Here is a 19,017-nt window from a genome sequence, read left to right as displayed (position 1 = left end):
GAGGCAGCATGCTCCCCGAATGGATCACCCAGAAGTGCCCCGAGGTTTCCATCGCTCATCGCGAGGCGGCAATCGCGCGGCAAGCGCAACTGACAAAGCCGACCGGTGCGCTCGGCCGGCTCGAGCAGCTCGCGATCGAGCTGGCCGGTCTGCAGGCAACCGAGCAGCCGTGCGCCGCGCGTGTGCCGATCGTCATCTTCGCCGGCGATCACGGCATCGTCGCTCAGGGCCTGTCGGCCTATCCGCAAGCCGTCACCATTGCGATGATGGCGAATTTCGCGTCCGGAGGCGCTGCGATCTCGGTATTGGCGCGCGAGCTTGGTTCGAGCCTCGAGGTCGTTGACGCCGGCACGCTCGCGCAGGAAGAGATGCCAGGCATCGTCACCGACAAGCCGCGCCGCGGCACGCGCGATTTCAGCATTGAGCCTGCGCTCACGCCGGCGGAGCTGGTATTCGCTCTTGGGGCCGGTCAGCGCGCTGTTGCGCGGACGAAGGCCACTCAGCCTGATCTGCTGATCTTCGGCGAGATGGGCATCGGCAACACCACGACGTCGGCGGCGATAGCTGCAAGCCTGCTCGGCATCAGCGCCGAGGAGATCGCGGGCAGCGGCACCGGCGTCGATGCGGCGGGCCGCGCGCACAAGGTACGCGTGATCGAGGCCGCGATCGCGCGCCATGGCGTGGCGGGCGGCTCGCCCGAACAAATCCTGTGCGCCGTCGGTGGCCTCGAGATCGCGGCGATTTCAGGCGCGATCATCGCGGCGGCGCAGGCGCGCATTCCCGTGCTGATTGACGGTTTCATCGTCTCGGTGGCGGCGCTCGCGGCGGTGCGGCTCAATCCGTCCTGCCAAAAATTCCTGCTGCCCTCGCATCAATCGGCGGAGCAGGGGCATCGGCTGGTGCTGCGGGCGCTGAACGTGCAGCCGCTGATCAGCCTCGATCTCAGGCTCGGCGAAGGATCGGGTGCTGCGATCGCGCTGCCGCTGGTGCGATCGGCTTGCGCGCTTCACAACGAGATGGCGACGTTCGCACAGGCCAGTGTGCCTGACAGGCCTAGCTGATCCGCTGATTGACCGACACAACGCGCCAGCCGGTCGCGAGCCGGTCGATCCGGGTCAGCGATAGCGGATCGATCACGAAGCGCAACGCCGCCTGCGGCGTTAGGTCGAGCGCGATGCTGAGCGCGGCGCGAATCGTGCCGGAATGCACGACGAGCGTGGCCATACCCGCGTCGATCCTCGACAGGCCCAGACGGACGCGCGCAACCTGCTCCTCGAAGCTTTCGCCCCCCGGCGGCCGTCCGCGCGCGGGATCGCGCCAGAACAGCGCATAGGCCGCGCCGCCAGTCGCGGCGAGTTCATCGTGCTTGCGGCCGGTCCATTCGCCAAAATCCTGCTCGCCGAATTCGGGCACCAGTTCGGGCTCGAGCCCCATCGCGTGCGCCGTGTCGACCGTGCGTCGCGCCGGGCTGGCATAGCTCGCCGCATCTTGCGGCAGACGCTGGCGTAGCATCTCCAGCCGCGCGCGATCGCCGAGATCGGCGGGCGCATCAGCCGCATGGATGGTCCCAGCGACGCCGTCGACGGGGGCATGTCGTATCAGCCAGAGGAAGGTCTCGCCTTCCATGCAGATCTCCTTGAGGACGTTGGCCGCTATGGCGTGATCGCCGCATCGGGCACATTGACTCGGTCGTCGCCATAATCCTAGTCGGCCGGGAGCGCTCGCGGGCGAAATCTGCACCCCGACGCGCGTGGCCACCGGGAAGATCAGCGATGCAGTTCTGCGGCATCACTGGTCCCTTTTCGTGGGCCGCCTTTCGGTGTAGCTCTGCGCGCACCTTAAGCGGCGGCCGCCAAGCGGGCCGCCGAAATCATGCAGGAGAGCCAAGGATGTACCCGAAAGTTCAGATGTTCATCGCCGGAGAGTGGACCGACGGCACCTCCGGAAAATCCGAGGACATCCTCAACCCTGCGACTGGTCAGCCCATCGGCAAGACCCCGCACGCCTCGAAGGCGGATCTTGACCGTGCGCTGGAGGCCGCCAAGGCCGGGTTCGAGGTCTGGCGCAAGACCTCGCCGTTCGACCGCTACAAGCTGATGCGCAAGGCCGCCGACATCATCCGCTCGCGCGCCGCCGAGATTGCGCCCGTCATGACCATGGAGCAGGGCAAGCCGGTGGTGGAAGCGCAGGGCGAGACCATGCTGGCCGGCGACCTCATCGACTGGTTCTCGGAAGAGGCGCGCCGCGCCTATGGCCGCATCGTGCCGCCGCGGATGGGCAACGTCTCCCAGCTCGTGACCAAGGAGCCGGTCGGCCCGGTCGCGGCCTTCACGCCCTGGAATTTCCCGATCAACCAGGCCGTCCGCAAGATTTCGGCCGCGCTTGCCGCCGGCTGCTCGATCATCGTCAAGGGCCCGGAAGAGACGCCCGCGAGCTGCATGGAGCTGGTGCGCGCCTATGCCGATGCCGGCATTCCGCCCGGTGTGGTCCAGCTGGTGTTCGGCGTGCCGTCGGAAGTATCGGAATATCTCATTCCCCACCCGATCATCCGCAAGATCAGCTTCACCGGCTCGACCGCGGTCGGCAAGCATCTGGCGGCGCTCGCCGGCTTGCACATGAAGCGCGTCACCATGGAGCTCGGCGGTCATGCGCCGGCGATCGTGTTCGCGGATGCCGATCTCGACAACGCCGCCAAGATTCTCTCGGCCAACAAGTTCCGCAATGCCGGCCAGGTCTGCGTCTCGCCGACGCGCTTCCTGGTGCATGAAAGCGTCTACCAGCCCTTCGTCGACAAGTTCGTCGCTGCGGCCAAGAGCCTCAAGGTCGGCAACGGCCTCGACAAGGACACCCGCATGGGCCCGCTGGCGAACCCGCGCCGTGTCGATGCCATGGAGGGTCTTGTGTCGGACGCCGTCCAGCGCGGTGCCAGGATCCAGGCCGGCGGCAAGCGCATCGGCAATGAAGGCTTCTTCTTCGAGCCGACCGTCATCACCGACGTGCCGCGCGATGCCCGCATCATGAACGAGGAGCCGTTCGGGCCTCTCGCTCCGATTACGTCCTTCCGCAGCTATGACGAAGTGGTGGCTGAGGCGAACCGTCTGCCTTACGGGCTTGCGGCCTATGCCTACACCACCTCGACCAAGACGATGCAGGCGATCGGCGCCGACGTCGAGAGCGGCATGGTCTCGATCAACCATCACGGCCTTGCGCTGCCGGAAGTGCCGTTTGGCGGCATCAAGGATTCCGGCTACGGCTCCGAAGGCGGCCTCGAGGCGATCGAGGGTTATCTCAATACGAAGTTCGTGACCCAGGCGAGCGCGTAAACCCGCGACGTTCATTGCGAGGCGCGTCACGGCAGGCCGTGGCGCGCTTTGCTATTTCGTGGTCACGGTGCGCGCGGACAGCGTGACGAGGCACATCAGCGCGGCGAGCATCCAGAATGCCTTTGCCAGCCCAACGGCGTGGGCGACGAACCCGATGCCGGCGGGGCCGACCAGAACACCGGCATAGCCGGCGGTGGTGATCGCCGCCACCGCAAGTCCCGTCGGCATCGCGGTCTGCCTGGCTGCGCGGCGGAACAGCACGGGCACGAGGTTCGACGCGCCGAGGCCGATGAGCAGGAAGCCGGCGATGGCAAGAGCCGCGCGGGGTGCAAGCAGCAGCACCGCAAGGCCTGCGACCGCAAGCAAGCTTCCCCCGACCAGCGTTGCGCGATCACCGACACGCGCCACGATGGCGTCACCGCCGAGCCGCCCTGCTGTCATCGCGATCGAGAAAACGATATAGCCGATCCCGCCTTGCGCCTCGCTGACAAGGCCGGAGCCGATGACGAGCAGCGCGCCCCAGTCGAGCATCGCGCCTTCGATCAGGAAGGTGATGGCCGCCAGCAGGGCCAGCAACAGCACGATGCCGTGTGGCAGCACGAATAGCGGTCCCTCCTGCGCCTGTGCCCTGCGCAGCAGGCGCGGCCAGGCAATCGCCATCGCGATCAGCATCAGCACGGAACAGATCAGAGCGCTTCCGAGCGGTCCAAGATGCAACGACAACAGCGCCGTCATCACCGCGGACCCGGCGAACCCGCCAATGCTGAAGAGCGCATGAAAGCCCGACATCAGCGGCTGTCCCGCCGCGCGCTCGACCTCGACCGCATGGATGTTCATGGCGACGTCGATGGAGCCGAGCGCTGCGCCGAATGCGAGCAACGCCAATGCCAATGTCAGCGGCGAGCCGGCGACGACCAGCAGTGGCAGGACCAGGGCAAGGCCGAGCCCGCCCGCAATGATGATTGGCTTGCTGCCATGGCGTGCGCTCAAGATTCCGGTCGCCAGCATGGCGACGACCGAGCCGATGCCGAGGCTCAGCAACAACAGGCCGAGGATGGCGTCGTCGACCGCGAGCCGCTGCTTCGCGAACGGCACCAGCGGCGCCCAGCACGCGATGCCGAAGCCTGCGACCAGGAACGAGAGGCGCGTGGCGAGCCGCGTCGCCGGCCTGTCGGCTGAAGTCATCAGTGAAACTCCGGGAGGGACGCACGCAATCGCGGGGGAGGCGTGTGCTTAGATCATCAGCCGAGAGCGAACGCCAGAGGTCCGGCGCTGACGAATTGTATCATATGATGTCGTCCTTCGTGCTGTCGCTGCGGTCCATGCGGGCTACGATAGCCTCAATGCTTTGCGCTGCCTGGCGGGCAAAACACGCAAGCCCTGGGTCAACCGGCATCGCTCAAAATATTCCGATTGACCGAAATTCGGATTTGTCGTATGCGTCGCCCATCCCGATCCGGCGAAAAGGGGCGGTCGTACGTCGTCACGAACCGTGGATCGGGCTGCGGTGGACGCGGGCAGCGCCGTCGCGGATGCGGGTCGCAGGGCGGGGCAGTGGATTGAGCCGAGCCCCGTGAGCGTCTCGCAAGCCGCGTTGTACGAACGGCGCTCAATGCCCGTGACGCCTTGGGCGAAGCGGGACCTGTCCGGCGAAGCCTCTTGGCGAAGCCGGATGTCTGCGTACGGCAAAACCGTGTGGTCCCGGCCGTCGTCGCTACGGCCAAGTCTTGCGGATGCGGCATGCGCGCCAACCGGCGCGGTGCCGGTGACTTCCGCAAGGCGAGGGAGGCCAGAGGGAATTCGGCTCCCGGGAGAGCACGGCATAAGCCGTCCGACCATCGCGCAGGGAAGGCCGTGTGTTCGGCTTCACCTGTATGCCGCTGTGCAATTCCTTTTGCGCTACATGCGCACAGCGGACCGTGGGTGCGAGGTCAGCACCCGGCCTTCCCTGCGCCCTTTATTCGAAGAGGGCGCGAAGCTAACAGCAAAACTCGGGCGAAACGCGCCGCGAGAAGGCGAAGCCACGTCTGCGAGACCGAAGTGGGCGCGCGCGTAAAGGGAAGCTGAGCTGATCGCTGTGCATAGCTCATAGGCATCCGACGATCCCTTGCTGCGCTTCGGTCGCCTGCAAATTAGTCAGCCAATTGACATGCTCCGGTTGCAGTGCGGCGAAGGTCACGATTTGCACTGATAAATCCGTGGTGCGCTGCACGTTGCTCCCGTGAAAGATCTACTACCCGCGTGCTCACTTCGCGGGCAGTATGACCCATCGAGATGGGGAAGAGCCGCACCGTCCGGGCGTGCAGCATCATCTCTGCGCCCGAGGGTTTGTCATGGCGTAGCTGTAAGATGCGGAACCGGGAGAGCGAACGGCACGAAAGCTGCTTGGCTGGAAAAGCGCCGCTCGGCCACGTTATGCTGTGCGCCGACCCGCCATTGAAGCTGCGATCGCCAGCCTCACCAAAAAAAGTCGTCAAGAAATCAGGACATCGCTGATGCGTATCGTCACAGTTGCCGCCGCCCAGATGGGCCCGATTCAAAAGGCCGACAGCCGCGAGGTCGTAGTCAAGCGCATGATCGCGCTGATGGACGAGGCGAAAGCAAAAGGCGCCGACCTCATCGTCTATCCGGAGCTGGCGCTGACGACGTTCTTCCCGCGCTGGTACGTCGAGGACCGCCCCGAGTTCGACATCTGGTTCGAGCGCGAGATGCCGAATGCGGCGACCAGGCCGCTGTTCGAGCGCGCGGCGCAGCACAGAATCGCGATGAATTTCGGCTATGCCGAGCTAACGCCCGATGGCCACCACTTCAACACGGCTGTTCTGACCGACAGATCCGGCAAGATCGTCGGTAAATATCGCAAGGTCCATTTGCCCGGTCATATCGAATACGAATCCCATCGGTCGCATCAGCATCTGGAGAAGCGCTATTTCGAGCCGGGCGATCTCGGCTTCAACGTCTGGCGCGAGCTCGGTGGCATCATCGGCATGGCGATCTGCAACGATCGCCGTTGGCCCGAGACCTATCGCGTCATGGGCTTGCAGGGCGTCGAGATGGTCCTGATCGGCTACAACACGCCGTCGGTGAATGCGGAGAAGGGCGAAGAGGGCGTCGAGAAGCGTCTGTTCCACAATCGCCTCTCCGTGCAGGCCGGCGCCTACCAGAACGCGACCTGGGTGGTCGCGGTCGCCAAGGCCGGCGTCGAGGACGGACATGCGCTGTTCGGCGGCAGCCTGATCGTCGATCCCAATGGCGAGATCGTTGCGGAAGCGAAGACCGACGACGACGAGGTTCTGGTCCACGCTTGCGATCTCGATGCCACCACCTTCGGCAAGACGACCATCTTCGATTTCGCCAGGCATCGCCGCATCGAGCATTACGGCCTGATCACCAGCCGCACCGGCGCGGTGCCGCCGCCGGCGAAGTGACGCCGACGGTCTTCTCGCAAGCTGGCGATCACTAGGGAGCGCCTCATGACAGAACCCCTGTACGACCTCATCATCCGCGGCGGGCGCGTCGCCACCACGACGGACGTGTTCGAGGCCGACGTTGCCATCTCCGGCGAGACCATCGCCGCCATCGGCCGCGCCTTGCCTCCGGCCAAGCGCGAGATCGATGCGCGCGGCAAGCTGGTGCTGCCGGGTGGCGTCGACAGTCACGCGCATATCGAGCAGCTCTCCGCGGCCGGCATCATGAATGCCGACACGTTTGAGAGCGCGACCGTGTCCGCGGCCTTCGGCGGCACCACCACGGTGATCCCGTTCGCGGCCCAGCATGTCGGCATGAAGCTGCCGCAAGTGGTGGAGGACTATCACGCGCTCGCCAGGAAGGGCGCCGTGATCGACTACGCCTTTCACATGATCATCGCGGACGCGACGAAGGAGACGGTCGAGGAGCACATTCCCGCGCTGGTGAAGCAGGGGCATGCATCGATCAAGATCTTCATGACCTATGACCGGCTCAAGGTCGATGACGAGCCGCTGCTCGACATCCTCCTGGCCGCGCGCCAGTCCGGCGCGATGCTGTGCGCCCACGCGGAGAACCACGGCATCATCGCCTGGATGGTGAAGCGGCTGCTGGCGCGTGGCTACACCATGCCGAAATACCACGCCGTCAGCCATGCGCGCGTGTCGGAGGCAGAAGCCTTCACGCGGCTGATCGGCATGGCGGCGTTGATCGACCAGCCGATCATGATCTTCCATGTCTCGACTGCCGAGGGCGCGAAGGTGATCCGTGACTCGCGCGGGCGGGGCCTCAAGGTCTTCGCCGAAACCTGCCCGCAATATCTGTTCCTCACCGCTGGCGATCTCGACAAGCCCGGCGCGGAAGGCGCCAAGTGGATGTGCAGCCCGCCGCCGCGCACGCATGCCGACCAGGAAGCGCTTTGGCAGGCCTTGTCGCTCGGCGATCTCCAGACCATCTCGTCGGATCACGCGCCGTATCGCTTCGATGAGACCGGCAAGCTGCGCGCGGGGCCAAGCCCGAACTTCAAGCAGGTCGCGAACGGCCTTCCGGGACTCGAGCTGCGGTTGCCGCTGCTGTTCGACGCGATGGTCTCGAGGGGACGGCTGGGTCTGGAAAAGTTCGTCGAGTTGACGGCGACGGCGCCGGCAAAGATCTACAATCTGCATCCGCGCAAGGGCTCGATCGCGGTCGGCGCCGATGCCGATATCGCGATCTGGGATCCGAACCGTGAGACCGTGATCGCCGACGAGATGATGCATGACCTCGCCGGCTACACGCCGTTCGCGGGCCGCAAGCTGAAGGGCTGGCCGGTGTCGGTGCTCTCGCGCGGCCGCGTGATCATCGACGGCAACAAATGTCTCGGCAGTCCTGGCAGTGGCCAATTCCTGGCGCGCAGCGGCGGCGAAGCGGCGAAGCCCACCGGCCGGCTCGTGGCCGACATGGATCCGGAGCGGAATTTTGGAGCGAGGCTGCTGTGATCCTGCATCGCGTGCGGTGAAGACCATCGTCCGGGAGGCTCCTCGAACAGAACGGCTCCCAGCGGCTCGGCACGGACGCGTTCATGCTGCTGCGCGACGACGGGTCCTAAAGTCTAGGAGAACCTGCTGGCGAAGGTGCGACCAGTGGCATACCATTTGCACGCTAATGGGCTCTGTTTCACCGGCCTTTGGCCAATGAACGGCCGGCATCACGGCATGACTGGGAGGACATTATGGATCGCAGGAGCGTATTGAAGGGACTGGCCGGAGCGAGCGGTCTGGCATTGACCGGCGGCCTCTCGGCCCCCGCGATCGCGCAAGGCGCCGCCGCCCGAACCTTGCGCTTTGTGCCGCAGGCCAATCTCGCCAATTTCGACCCGATCTGGGGCACGCAATATGTCGTGCGTAATGCGGCCGCGATGGTCTGGGACACGCTCTACGGGATCGATTCCTCATTCCAGCCGCAGCGGCAGATGGTCGAGTCCGAGGAAGTGACCGATGACGGTACGACCTGGACATTCAAGCTGCGCCCGGGCCTCAAATTCCATGATGGCGAGCCGGTGCGGAGCAAGGACGTTGTCGCGAGCCTCGACCGCTGGGCGGCGCGCGATCCGATGGGCCTGATGCTCAAGGCGATCCAGCAGGAGTTGACTGCGGTCGACGACCGTACCTTCAAATGGGTGCTGAAACAGCCTTACCCGAAAATGCTGTTCGCGCTGGGCAAGAACAACTCGCCTTGCGCCTTCATCATGCCGGAGCGCATTGCGCAGACGGATCCGTTCAAGCAGATCTCGGATTATGTCGGCTCCGGTCCGCTGAAATTCGTCAAGGGCGAGTGGGTCCCCGGCGCGAAGGCCGTGTTCGAGAAATTTACCGACTACGTGCCGCGGCAGGAGAAGCCGTCCTGGCTCGCCGGCGGCAAGCAGGTGATGATCGATCGCGTCGAGTGGGTGATCATGCCGGACCCGGCCACGGCGGCAGCCGCTCTGCAGAACGGTGAGGTCGATTGGTGGGAAAATCCGATTGCGGATCTCGTTCCGGTTCTGAAGAACAACAAGAACATCAGTGTCGATATCGGCGATCCCCTCGGAAATATCGGCTCGTTCCGCATGAACTTCCTCTATCCGCCCTTCAACAACGTCAAGGCGCGGCGTGCGGTGCTGATGGCGCTCAGCCAGGAAGACTATATGCGCTCGATCGTCGGCGACGACAATTCGCTGTGGAAGGCGCTGCCCAGCTTCTTCACGCCGGACACGCCGCTCTACACGGAATTGGGCGGCGATATCCTGAAGGGCAAGCGCGATCTGAATGCCGCCAAGAAGCTACTCGCCGAGAGCGGCTATTCAGGCGAGCCGGTGACGTGCCTCGTCGCGCAGGATCAGCCGATCACCAAGGCCATGGGTGATGTGACCGCGGACCTCTTGAAGAAGCTCGGCATGAACGTCGACTTCGTGGCGACCGACTGGGGCACCGTCGGCGCGCGACGCGCACTGAAGACCCCGCCGGGACAGGGCGGCTGGAACATGTTCCACACCTGGCATGCGGGCGCGGATTGCGTCAATCCGGCTCCCTACACCGCCATTCGCGCCAACGGCGACAAGGCCTGGTTCGGCTGGCCCACCAGCGAGGCCACTGAAAAGGAGGTCACGTCCTGGTTCGAGGCCAAGAATCTCGACGAGGAGAAGGCCGCCATCGGCCGCCTCAACAAGGCGGCGATGGACGACGTCGTCTACGCACCGACCGGCTTCTTCCTGAGCTACACGGCGTGGCGCAAGAACGTCTCCGGCGTTGCCAAGGGACCCGTGCCCTTGTTCTGGGGCGTGTCGAAGTCCGCATGATCGCGCGCTGAAGCCAGATGCTCTCCTACATCCTTCGTCGCTTGGTCGCGACCCTGCCAGTGATGGCGATCGTCGCGCTGTTCGTGTTCAGCCTGCTCTACATCGCGCCGGGCGATCCCGCCGTGGTGATCGCGGGCGACCAGGCGAGCCCGGAGGATGTGGAGCGCATCCGCCAGAGCCTCGGCCTCGACCGGCCGTTCCTGATCCAGTTCGGAAGCTGGGTCTGGCGCATCCTGCATGGTGATCTCGGCACCTCGATCTTCACCAACCTGCCGGTGTCGACGCTGATTGGACAGCGTCTCGGGCCGACCCTGTCGCTGATGGTGATCACGCTGCTGCTCACGATCGTCGTCGCGGTGCCGCTCGGTGTCGTCGCGGCGTGGAAGGCCGGCAGCTTCATCGATCGGGCCATCATGGGCTTTGCGGTGTTCGGCTTCTCGCTGCCCGTCTTCGTCGTCGGCTACATGCTGGCCTACATCTTCGCGCTCCAGCTCGAATGGCTGCCGGTGCAGGGCTACACGCCGCTGAACCAGGGCTTCTGGCCCTGGCTGGAAAACCTGATCCTGCCGGCGATCGCGCTCGGCTGCGTCTACATCGCGCTGGTCGCGCGCATCACCCGCGCGGCCATGCTGGAAGTGTTGCAGCAGGACTATATCCGCACCGCGCGGGCCAAGGGCCTGGGGCAGGGCGGCATCCTGTTCATTCACGCGCTGAAGAACGCGGCGGTGCCGATCGTGACGGTGATCGGGATCGGCATCGCGCTCTTGATCGGCGGCGCGGTCGTGACGGAAAGTGTGTTTGCGATCCCAGGTCTCGGCCGTCTCACCATCGATGCGATCCTGCGCCGCGACTATCCCGTCATTCAGGGCATCGTGTTGCTGTTCAGCTTCGTCTACGTCCTCGTCAATCTGATGATCGACGTCACCTATACACTCGTTGACCCGAGGATCCGCTATTGACCGACGCGACCGTCAATCCGCAGGTGCTGCCGGCCGGCCTCGTGCTCGCACCGCAACTGCCTGACATTCTCCGGCCGGTCACGATCCGGCGTGGGTTCATCGGGTTCCTGCGCGGCCATCCAACGGTTGCGATCGGCGGGGTGCTGCTGCTGGCGCTGGTCCTGATCGCGATCTTTGCGCCGTATCTCTGGACGGTCGACCCGACGGCTCTCGCGCCTGCCAAGCGCACAAGGGCGCCGTCGGCGCTCTACTGGTTCGGCACCGACGTGCTCGGCCGCGATATCTATTCACGCGTGCTGTTCGGCGCGCGGGTCTCGCTGACGGTCGGGCTGTCGGTCGCGATCTTCGCCTCCGCGGCCGGTCTTGCCATCGGCATGGTCTCGGGCTTTGTCCGCTGGGCCGACGGCATCTTGATGCGTTTTATGGACGGCTTGATGTCGATCCCGCCGATCCTGCTTGCGATCGCGCTGATGGCGCTGACGCGCGGCAGCGTCGGCAACGTCATTCTGGCGATCACCGTCGCCGAGATCCCGCGCGTCTCGCGCCTGGTCCGCAGCGTGGTGCTGTCGCTGCGCGAGCAGCCTTATGTGGATGCCGCGGTCGCATGCGGCACGCGCACGCCGATGATCATTCTGCGCCACATCCTTCCCAACACGGTTGCGCCGATGCTGGTGCAGGCGACCTATATCTGCGCCAGCGCCATGATCACCGAGGCGATCCTCTCCTTCATCGGTGCCGGCACGCCGCCCACCATTCCGTCCTGGGGCAACATCATGGCCGAGGGCCGCGCGCTGTGGCAGGTCAAGCCCTATATCGTGTTCTTCCCGGCAGCATTCCTCTCCGTCACCGTGCTCGCCGTGAACCTGCTCGGCGACGGCCTTCGCGATGCGCTCGATCCGCGCATGGCCAAGCGTCTTTGACGAGCCGAGGCTGATCGCGATGGCGCTGCTCGAAGTCGAAAACCTCCAGACCCACTTCCGCACCCCCAGCGGCATCAACCGCGCGGTGGATGGTGTGTCCTTCCATGTCAACGAGGGCGAGACGCTCGCCATCGTCGGCGAATCCGGCTGCGGCAAGTCGGTGACCTCGATGTCCCTGATGCGGCTGATCCCGGAGCCGCCGGGCAGGATCGCCGGTGCCATCCGTTTTGCGGGCAAGGACCTGCTGCAACTGTCCGATCGCGAGATGCGCGCCATCAGAGGCAACGACATCTCGATGATCTTTCAGGAGCCGATGACGAGCCTCAATCCGGTTCTGACCGTCGGCCGCCAGATCCGCGAGACGCTGATGTTGCATCAGGGTCTGGACAAGCAGGCGGCCGAGGCGCGCGCCGTCGAGATGCTGGCGCTGGTCGGTATTCCCGAGCCGAAGCGGCGCGTACGCGAATTTCCGCATCAGCTCTCGGGCGGCATGCGACAGCGCGTGATGATCGCGATTGCGCTTGCCTGCAGCCCAAAGCTCCTGATTGCGGACGAGCCGACCACCGCGCTCGATGTCACCATCCAGGCGCAGATCCTGAAATTGATGCTGGACCTCAAGCATCGGGTTGGCGCCGCCATCATCCTGATCACGCATGATCTCGGCGTGGTCGCCGAGATCGCCGAACGCGTCATGGTGATGTATGCCGGCCGCAAGGTCGAGGAGGCGCCGGTGGCGGAGTTGTTCCGCTCGCCGCGCCATCCCTATACGCAAGGCCTGCTCGGCGCGGTGCCGCGGCTGGGCTCGTCGCTCGCCGGCACCACGACGCGGCTCGCTGAAATTCCGGGACAGGTGCCGGATCTGCGCAAGCCGATCACCGGATGCGTCTTTGCCGGTCGCTGTGCGCTCGCAACCGATCTCTGCCGTCAACATGCGCCGGGCCTCGAAGAGAAGGGGCCGCGCCACATCGCCGCCTGCCACTACGCCGCCAAGGGAGCCGTTGCGGCATGAGTGTCCCGCTGCTCCAGGTCAACGACCTCAAGAAGCACTTTCCGGTCAAGACTGGCCTGTTTGGCCGCAACTCGGAATGGGTCTACGCCGTCGACGGCGTGTCGTTCGAGATCGCGCGCGGCGAGACGCTGTCGCTGGTGGGCGAGTCCGGCTGCGGCAAGTCGACGGTCGGCCGCGCCATCCTGCGGCTGTTCGATGTGACGTCCGGCCAGGTGATCCTCGACGGCCAGCGCATCGACGATGCGGCGCCGGCCACGATGCGCCAGGTGCGGCGGCGTGTGCAGGTGGTGTTCCAGGATCCGTTCTCGAGCCTCAATCCGCGCATGCGCGTGCGAGATATCCTGGCCGAGCCGATCCGCAATTTCGGCCTCGCCAAGTCGGCAACGGATCTCGAAACGCGCGTGACCGCGCTGATGGATACTGTACGCCTGCCGCGCGAGGCGCTGAACCGCCGGCCGCACGAATTCTCCGGCGGCCAGCGTCAGCGCATCGGCATCGCCCGGGCGCTCGCGGCCGAGCCCGAGCTGATCGTCTGTGACGAGGCGGTCTCGGCGCTCGACGTCTCGGTCAAGGCGCAGATCGTCAATTTGCTGCAGGATCTGCAGCGCGAGTTCGGCCTGGCGCTGCTGTTCATCAGCCATGACCTCGCAATCGTCGAGCACATGACCCACCGCGTCGCGGTGATGTATCTCGGCAAGATCGTCGAGGTGGCGCCGCGCCGGGAGATCTTTGCCGCGCCGCGCCATCCATATACCAAGGCGCTGCTCTCGGCGGTCCCGCTGCCGGAGCCCGGCGCCCAGCGCAATCCCATGATCCTCGGCGGCGACGTGCCGAGCCCGATCAATCCGCCGAAGGGATGCCGCTTCCACACTCGCTGCCCGTTCGTCTTCGACCGTTGCTGGACGGAAGAGCCGCAGCTTCGCTCGGCCGAGGGCGAGCGATGGGTGGCCTGCCACCTCGATGCGCTGCCGACCGGTTAAACCAGATGCCACCTCGGCAAGCCTTGCTCTCGTGATCAAGTCGATCGGACTCCGGTCGCTCTAGGCCTCCGGCAGTTCGTCCCCATCCCAAGAATTCCTCGCTTCGGGGCGCGTCTCGCGGCCTCCGCACCACCTTCGCGCCCGAACGGGAGCGATCGGACCGGCGTTCATTCGCGCCGGCGGACGTGATCTGCCATTGACAGGCGCCCGAGATGATAGAATTATAACATGATAAAGTTGCAAAAATAACAATATGTCACCATCGTACCAGCAGCTCGCGGGGGCGACGGGAGGAAAGTTTGGAATTGTCCGGTTCGGTTGCAGCAGAACCCCTGCCGTCGACCTCGCTTGTGATGGTCAGCGCCATCAACAAGCGCTTCGGCGGCGTGCGGGCGCTCCGCGACGTCAACCTCGAGGTCCGGGCCGGCGAGGTGCACGCGCTGCTCGGCGAGAACGGCGCCGGAAAATCCACGCTGATCAAGATCCTCAGCGGGGTTCACGCCGCCGACGCGGGCACGATCGAGATCGCCGGCAAGCCGGTGGAATTCGACAGCCCGGCGAAGTCGCGCGACGCCGGGATCGCCGTCGTCTATCAGGACCTCAGCCTCGTTGAATCCCTAAGCGTCGCCGACAATTTGCTGCTCGGTCGCGAGCCGCGCGCAGCCTTCGGCTTCGTCCGGCGGCGCGCGCTGATGGCCAAGGCCGAGGCGTTCCTGAAAGAGCTCGGCATTCCCCTGGATACGCGTGCGAGCGTCGGGTCGCTGCCGTTCGCCTACCGCCAGATGACGGAGATCGCAAAGGCGCTGATGGGCGAAGTTCGGCTTCTGATCCTCGATGAGCCGACCTCCTCGCTGACATCGGATGAAGTCCGAATCCTGTTCGATGCGATCGGGAAGGCGACTCGCCGCGGCGTCGGCGTGATCTATGTGACCCATCGGCTGAACGAAGTCTTCGAGATTTCGCAGCGCGTCACCGTGCTGCGCGACGGCGCCAATGCCGGCACGTTCGTCACCGCCGAGACCGACATGAAGCGGTTGGTCAACGCCATCGTCGGGACCGATCGATCGGCGTTGACAAGCTCGCGCGTCGAGCCTGCCGTGAAGCGCGAATTGGATCCGTCGCCAGTCTTGTCGCTGTCGAACGTCTGCAACGACCGGCTTCGCGCCGTCGATTTGTCCGTGCTGAAGGGCGAGATCCACGGCCTCGCCGGTTTGATCGGCAGCGGACGCACGGAGATTCTGGAGACGGTGTTCGGCCTGCGGCCGCTCGAGGGCGGCGCGATCGAAATCGAGGGCCATCAATGGCTGCCGGGCGGACCGGCGGATGCGATCAAGCAGGGCATCGCACTGGTGCCGGAGGACCGGCACGCGCAAGGCCTGGTGCTGGATCATTCGATCGAGCGAAACATCACCTTGCCGCGGATTCCGCACTTCTCGCGCTGGGGCTGGATGCAGCAACGCGCCGCCGCCAGGCGCGCGGAAAGGGCGGTCGCAAGGCTCGCGGTCAAAGCGCAGGGCGCCTCCAGCCTGGTCAGAACGCTCTCCGGCGGCAACCAGCAGAAGGTCGTGTTCGGAAAATGGAATGATCCACGGCCGCGCGTGCTGCTGCTGGACGAGCCGACCGTCGGCGTCGACGTGGGCGCACGCGAGGAGATCTACGCCGTGATCCGGAATGCCGCCCGCGACGGTAGCGGGGTTGTGGTCGTCTCGTCCGACCTCGTGGAACTAATCGAGCTCTGCGACCGCATCTCCGTGATCGTCGACGGGCACGTCGCTCGAACTCTGGTGCGCGGCGAGATCGATGATGCCGAAGAGCTTCACCATCTCCTCCAGATCTACCAGGCCTCCGGGCTGAGCCTATCGCAAGAGTTGTCCGCATGACCGAATTGACTGCTCCCAACGTCGTCGCTTCGTCGACCCGGTCCGACCGCCGCCGCAAGATTCTCCAGAATCTGCTGCGGGGCGAGCGGCCCTACATGCTGTACATCGCCTTCGTGATCCTGCTGGTCGTGTTCAGCCTGTCCTCGCCCTGGTTCCTCTCGGTCGACAACTTCCTGAACATCGGACGGCAGACCACGCTGGTGTCGATCATCGCCGTCGGCATGACCTTCATCATCATCGCGCGCCAGATCGACCTGTCCGTTGCATCGACGCTGGCGCTGTCGGGCATGGCGGCCGCTCTTGCGATGAGCCAGATCAACAACAGCTGGATCGTGGGCGCCGTGGCCGGGCTCGGCACCGGCGCGCTGGTCGGGCTGATCAACGGCATCCTGACCACGCAGCTGTCGATCCCGTCCTTCCTGGTGACGCTGGGCTCGCTGAGCATGGCGCGGGGACTGGCGATGATGGTGACCAACACCAAGCCTGTGATCATCACCAACGAGACCTATTTTGCGATCTTCGGCGAGGGCACGTTCCTCGGCATGCCGGTTCCGATCGCCTGGACATTGGCGGCAATGGTCGTCGGCATTCTGCTGCTGCATTACAACGTGTTCGGCCGCCGCATCTATGCGGTCGGCGGCAACCCGACTGCGGCGCTCTATTCCGGCATCAACACCAAGCGGATCACGACGGCGGCGTTCGTCCTCACCGGGACGCTTGCTGGTCTCGCCGCGCTGGTGCTGTCGGCGCGCTCGCATGCCGCGCGGCCCGATGTCGTGCAGGGCATGGAGCTCGACGTCATCGCCGCGGTGATCCTCGGCGGCTGCAGCCTGTTCGGCGGGCGCGGCTACATCCTGGGAACGCTGTTCGGCAGCTTGATCATCGGCACGCTTAACAACGGACTCGTTCTGCTCGGCGTGAGCTCGCCGATGCAGCTCGTGATCAAGGGCGCGATCATCGTTGCCGCGGTTGCCTTCACGAAACGCTAGCCAAGGTCAGGCGCGGCGCATGAGCCACTGGTTCATAGCGCCGCGTGGGTAGGGGCAAGGTCGCTGGCCCTCCGGTAATCGGCGACCAAAATGGAGGAAACAAATGAAACCAATCTTGCGACAAGCCTTGCCTTTGACTGTGTTGATGGCCGCTGCGGCCGTCGCAACTGTCCCCTCGGCCCGTGCTGAAGTGCCCGCGACTTGCGTCAAGGGCGTCAATCTCGCAACGCTTGGGCCGAAATCGATCGTCGGCCAGGGCCCTCACGGCGAGAAGGCCGCTTCGCCCGAAGTGCTCGCGCTGTCGGAGGCCGACGTTGCGAAGATCAAGGAAAAGAACTTCAAGGTCGGCATCTCCATGCAGACGGTGAACCTCGACTGGTCGCAGCTCCAGATCCAGGGCATCACCGACACGCTGAAGAAGTACGGCGTAACGGTGACGGGCGTCGCGTCCGCCGAATATCAGGTGGACAAGCAGATCGCCGATATCGAGAATACCATCCAGCAGCATCCGGACGGCATCATCTCGATCCCGGTCGATTTCACCGCGACCGCGCCGACGTACAAGAAGATCGCGAAAGCCGGCATCAAGCTCGTGCTGATGGACAGCATCCCGACCGGCCTGAAGCATCCCGAGGAATATGCCACGATGGTCTCGGCCGATAGCCAGGGTAACGGCCAGATCGCGGCGCAGATCCTGGCGTCTTGCATGCCGCAGGGCGGCACCATCGGTCTCGTCAATTTCGGCGTCGACTATTTCAGCACCAACGAGCGCACCAAGGGCGTGCGGGAGTGGATGAAGGCGAACCGGCCCGACATCAAGATGAAGCAGGTCGATTTCACCGATCCGCCGAAGGTCTCGCAGATCGCGGGCGACTTCCTGACCGGCAATCCTGACGTCAAGGGACTCTACGCGGTGTGGGATCAGCCGGCGCTCGACACGCTGAGCTCGATGCGGGCCCAGGGCATCGATATTCCCATGACGACGGTCGACCTCGGCCTGCAATCGGCGATCGAGATCGCCAAGGGCGGTCCGCTGAAGGCGACCGGCTCGCAGCGTCCCTATGACCAGGGCGTTGCCGAGGCGATGGCGATGATGAATGCGCTGCTGGGCAAGGAAACGCCCGGCTGGGTCGGTGTGCAGTCGCTGCCGGTGACGCAGGCGAACGTGCTGGAATCCTACAAGACCGTCTTCAAGAAAGACCCGCCGGCCGAGCTGACGGATGCCTGCAACAAGGCGAAGCCGGCTTGCAACTGAGCCTGTGATCGCGATGCGCGGCTCAATCGGGTCGCGCATCGTTCAGCAGACCTGATCCGGGCGAGCGAGCCCCCTCCGGATCAGGCTGCGTTGGCGACGTATTCGACGGGAAGGTTGCGGAAGTGCTTGCGTGTATCTGATGGCACCGCGCCGCCGACGATGATCCGCGAGAACGAGGCGACGTCGGAGAAGAAGGCCGGCTTCAGGCTGCCGAGCTTGCTGGCATCGACGACCAGGATGCTCTCCATGGCGGCGGCAATGGCTGCCTGCTTGATGGCGACTTCGTGAAAATTCGAGCAGCTCGCGCCGCGAGTCCAGTGCAGGCCGCCGGCCGAGATGAAAGCCTTGTTGACCCCGAGCCGCCGCAGATAGGACAGGCCGTCATCCGACGAGAACGACTGCGACGACGGATGGTAGAGCCCGCCCATCAGCATCACCTGCGTTGCCGGGCGGTGAGTGACGATCGTGGCGACGTTCAGCGAATAGCAGATCACCGAGAGCGGCATGTCCGCAGGCAGGCAATCCGCCAGCGACTGCATCGTGGTGCCGCAGTCGATGAAGATGGTGTCGCCTTCCCTGATCGAGGCGGCTGCGGCCCGGCAGGCGAGGCGCTTGTCCTGCGTGTGCTGGTCGATTTCCTGCTCGAACGTGTACTTGATCCCGGTCGGCGAGGCCGCATTGACGACGTAGCCGCCGAGCAAAGCGAGCGCACCATCCGGACCGGCAAGGTCGCGCCTCACCGTCATCTCCGACACCTTCAGCAGGTCTGCGGCGTCCTTGAGATGCAGTGCGCCGCTCGTTTCGACGGCGCGACGCAGCCGTTGCAGCCGCTGGACGCGGGACTCGCTGGAGCGTGCGGTCGGTGTTTCAGCCATTTTCGTCACCGAGCTTGCTTATCCGGTTGACAATGATCTTACAATG

The 19,017-nt window shown here is 65.0% G+C and carries 15 protein-coding genes; 12 read left to right on the top strand and 3 right to left on the bottom strand.

Going from position 1 to position 19,017, the window contains the following annotated elements:
- The first annotated feature begins 8 nt into the window (after positions 1-8).
- Positions 9-1,061 carry a nicotinate-nucleotide--dimethylbenzimidazole phosphoribosyltransferase gene (cobT, locus tag XH89_RS24835; RefSeq protein ID WP_194463018.1) on the top strand — a complete coding sequence of 351 codons (1,053 nt, stop codon included), beginning with the start codon at positions 9-11 and terminating at the stop codon, positions 1,059-1,061.
- Here the strand turns inward: cobT and XH89_RS24830 are convergent.
- Positions 1,054-1,626, bottom strand: a complete 573-nt coding sequence (locus XH89_RS24830; RefSeq protein ID WP_194463017.1) for a histidine phosphatase family protein — start codon at positions 1,624-1,626, stop codon at positions 1,054-1,056. The genes cobT and XH89_RS24830 overlap by 8 nt on opposite strands.
- Positions 1,627-1,889: 263 nt before the next feature.
- Between XH89_RS24830 and XH89_RS24825 the strand changes: the two genes are divergently transcribed.
- Positions 1,890-3,323, top strand: coding sequence for an NAD-dependent succinate-semialdehyde dehydrogenase (locus tag XH89_RS24825; RefSeq protein ID WP_194463016.1), 1,434 nt, complete (start codon positions 1,890-1,892; stop codon positions 3,321-3,323).
- A gap of 51 nt (positions 3,324-3,374) precedes the next feature.
- On the opposite strand, the gene XH89_RS24820 is transcribed toward XH89_RS24825, so the two are convergent.
- Positions 3,375-4,508 carry an MFS transporter gene (locus tag XH89_RS24820; RefSeq protein ID WP_194463015.1) on the bottom strand — a complete coding sequence of 378 codons (1,134 nt, stop codon included), beginning with the start codon at positions 4,506-4,508 and terminating at the stop codon, positions 3,375-3,377.
- Positions 4,509-5,818: 1,310 nt separating this feature from the next.
- Here XH89_RS24820 and XH89_RS24815 point away from each other — a divergent pair.
- From XH89_RS24815 to XH89_RS24770, 10 genes are all read left to right on the top strand, one after another.
- Positions 5,819-6,751 (top strand): N-carbamoyl-D-amino-acid hydrolase, encoded by a 933-nt coding sequence (locus tag XH89_RS24815; protein WP_194463014.1) that lies wholly within the window; start codon positions 5,819-5,821, stop codon positions 6,749-6,751.
- Between the two features lie 45 nt (positions 6,752-6,796).
- Positions 6,797-8,266, top strand: coding sequence for a dihydropyrimidinase (gene hydA, locus XH89_RS24810; protein WP_194463013.1), 1,470 nt, complete (start codon positions 6,797-6,799; stop codon positions 8,264-8,266).
- 233 nt (positions 8,267-8,499) lie between these two features.
- Positions 8,500-10,104 (top strand): ABC transporter substrate-binding protein, encoded by a 1,605-nt coding sequence (locus XH89_RS24805; protein ID WP_194463012.1) that lies wholly within the window; start codon positions 8,500-8,502, stop codon positions 10,102-10,104.
- 17 nt (positions 10,105-10,121) lie between these two features.
- A complete protein-coding gene (locus tag XH89_RS24800; RefSeq protein ID WP_194463011.1) occupies positions 10,122-11,063 on the top strand; it encodes an ABC transporter permease in 942 nt (313 codons plus the stop codon).
- Positions 11,060-11,983 (top strand): ABC transporter permease, encoded by a 924-nt coding sequence (locus XH89_RS24795; protein ID WP_194463010.1) that lies wholly within the window; start codon positions 11,060-11,062, stop codon positions 11,981-11,983. The genes XH89_RS24800 and XH89_RS24795 overlap by 4 nt, the downstream gene beginning before the upstream one ends.
- Positions 11,984-12,002: 19 nt before the next feature.
- Complete coding sequence (locus XH89_RS24790; RefSeq protein ID WP_194463009.1) at positions 12,003-12,992, top strand: ABC transporter ATP-binding protein; 990 nt, start codon at positions 12,003-12,005, stop codon at positions 12,990-12,992.
- On the top strand, positions 12,989-13,972 hold the full coding sequence (locus XH89_RS24785) for an ABC transporter ATP-binding protein (protein WP_194463008.1): 984 nt from the start codon (positions 12,989-12,991) through the stop codon (positions 13,970-13,972). Before XH89_RS24790 ends, XH89_RS24785 begins: the two co-directional genes overlap by 4 nt.
- Positions 13,973-14,271: 299 nt before the next feature.
- Entirely contained in the window at positions 14,272-15,852 is a 1,581-nt protein-coding gene (locus XH89_RS24780; RefSeq protein ID WP_210345227.1) for a sugar ABC transporter ATP-binding protein, read from the top strand.
- Complete coding sequence (locus tag XH89_RS24775; protein ID WP_194463007.1) at positions 15,849-16,841, top strand: ABC transporter permease; 993 nt, start codon at positions 15,849-15,851, stop codon at positions 16,839-16,841. Before XH89_RS24780 ends, XH89_RS24775 begins: the two co-directional genes overlap by 4 nt.
- A 103-nt stretch (positions 16,842-16,944) precedes the next feature.
- Positions 16,945-18,096, top strand: a complete 1,152-nt coding sequence (locus XH89_RS24770; RefSeq protein ID WP_194463006.1) for a substrate-binding domain-containing protein — start codon at positions 16,945-16,947, stop codon at positions 18,094-18,096.
- Between the two features lie 80 nt (positions 18,097-18,176).
- Here XH89_RS24770 and XH89_RS24765 read toward each other — a convergent pair whose 3' ends face one another.
- Positions 18,177-18,971, bottom strand: coding sequence for a DeoR/GlpR family DNA-binding transcription regulator (locus tag XH89_RS24765; protein ID WP_194463005.1), 795 nt, complete (start codon positions 18,969-18,971; stop codon positions 18,177-18,179).
- Between the last annotated feature and the right edge of the window lie 46 nt (positions 18,972-19,017).

The sequence above is a fragment of the Bradyrhizobium sp. CCBAU 53340 genome (assembly GCF_015291645.1).
In the GTDB taxonomy this organism is placed as follows: Bacteria; Pseudomonadota; Alphaproteobacteria; order Rhizobiales; family Xanthobacteraceae; genus Bradyrhizobium.
The sequence above is the reverse complement of the archived record's forward strand: the minus strand, read 5'-3'. Positions and strand labels throughout refer to the sequence as shown.

Bases quoted from the DNA above. Each gene is read 5' to 3' on its own strand.
- XH89_RS24775 (WP_194463007.1), top strand. From the start codon at position 15,849: ATGACCGAATTGACTGCTCCCAACGTCGTCGCTTCGTCGACCCGGTCC.
- XH89_RS24790 (WP_194463009.1), top strand. From the start codon at position 12,003: ATGGCGCTGCTCGAAGTCGAAAACCTCCAGACCCACTTCCGCACCCCC.
- XH89_RS24805 (WP_194463012.1), top strand. From the start codon at position 8,500: ATGGATCGCAGGAGCGTATTGAAGGGACTGGCCGGAGCGAGCGGTCTG.
- XH89_RS24770 (WP_194463006.1), top strand. From the start codon at position 16,945: ATGAAACCAATCTTGCGACAAGCCTTGCCTTTGACTGTGTTGATGGCC.
- XH89_RS24825 (WP_194463016.1), top strand. From the start codon at position 1,890: ATGTACCCGAAAGTTCAGATGTTCATCGCCGGAGAGTGGACCGACGGC.
- cobT (WP_194463018.1), top strand. From the start codon at position 9: ATGCTCCCCGAATGGATCACCCAGAAGTGCCCCGAGGTTTCCATCGCT.
- hydA (WP_194463013.1), top strand. From the start codon at position 6,797: ATGACAGAACCCCTGTACGACCTCATCATCCGCGGCGGGCGCGTCGCC.
- XH89_RS24815 (WP_194463014.1), top strand. From the start codon at position 5,819: ATGCGTATCGTCACAGTTGCCGCCGCCCAGATGGGCCCGATTCAAAAG.
- XH89_RS24765 (WP_194463005.1), bottom strand. From the start codon at position 18,971: ATGGCTGAAACACCGACCGCACGCTCCAGCGAGTCCCGCGTCCAGCGG.
- XH89_RS24785 (WP_194463008.1), top strand. From the start codon at position 12,989: ATGAGTGTCCCGCTGCTCCAGGTCAACGACCTCAAGAAGCACTTTCCG.
- XH89_RS24820 (WP_194463015.1), bottom strand. From the start codon at position 4,508: ATGACTTCAGCCGACAGGCCGGCGACGCGGCTCGCCACGCGCCTCTCG.
- XH89_RS24800 (WP_194463011.1), top strand. From the start codon at position 10,122: ATGCTCTCCTACATCCTTCGTCGCTTGGTCGCGACCCTGCCAGTGATG.
- XH89_RS24830 (WP_194463017.1), bottom strand. From the start codon at position 1,626: ATGGAAGGCGAGACCTTCCTCTGGCTGATACGACATGCCCCCGTCGAC.